The 750-nt window shown below is 37.9% G+C and carries 1 pseudogene; it reads right to left on the bottom strand.

The features are described from left to right. Positions 1-135: 135 nt before the first annotated feature. Positions 136-618, bottom strand: a pseudogene (gene tnpA, locus CN925_RS15360) (IS200/IS605 family transposase). Positions 619-750: the final 132 nt, after the last annotated feature.

Here is a 750-nt window from a genome sequence, read left to right as displayed (position 1 = left end):
AAAAACATAACCACCCGTGATAACGGGTGGTTTGCTCTGCGGCTAAAAGCCTTTGTTACTGACCAAACCCTAAAGGGCTACTGAACGGTTCGCCTAATGTACTACTTTTACTGGCCAGACCTCAAAGGCCTTCTGCTACTTTCTTTTCTTTTTCTGTATCTCTTCACCAGTAAATGGATCTATGTATTCCATCATACTTAACTGTTCTGCCACTATATCATCTTGTATTTGATTTCGTATATATTCTTCTATCACCTTCTTGTTTCTTCCAACTGTATCTACATAATATCCCGTGCACCAAAATTTCCGATTTCCGTATCGATACTTCAAATTCGCGTGACGATCAAAATCATTAAACTACTTCTTACCCTTGAAATATCCTACAAATGCTGACACACTTATCTTTGGTGGGATGCTAACTAACATATGGATATGATCCTTACACGCTGTAGCTTCAATAATCTCAACACCTTTTCTTTCACATAAAGTTCGAAGTATTTCTCCTATATCTTACTTTATTTTCCCGTAAATAACTTGCCTTCTATATTTAAGGGCGAATACGATATGGTACTTACAATTCCATGTTGTATGTGCTAAACTATTACTGTCTTTTGACATGAAAATTCCTCCGTATGCTGCTATTTTGGTTGGCGAACCAAAAATAGTTTAGCACCTCGGGGGAATTTTTTTAATACCACGCTGTAAGCTTTTTGGAACCCTAGGCCTAGCCTAGGGTTTTCGTTTCCACAA

The sequence above is a fragment of the Bacillus sp. AFS055030 genome, from assembly GCF_002574545.1.
GTDB lineage: Bacteria > Bacillota > Bacilli > Bacillales > Bacillaceae_G > Gottfriedia.
The sequence above is the reverse complement of the archived record's forward strand: the minus strand, read 5'-3'. Positions and strand labels throughout refer to the sequence as shown.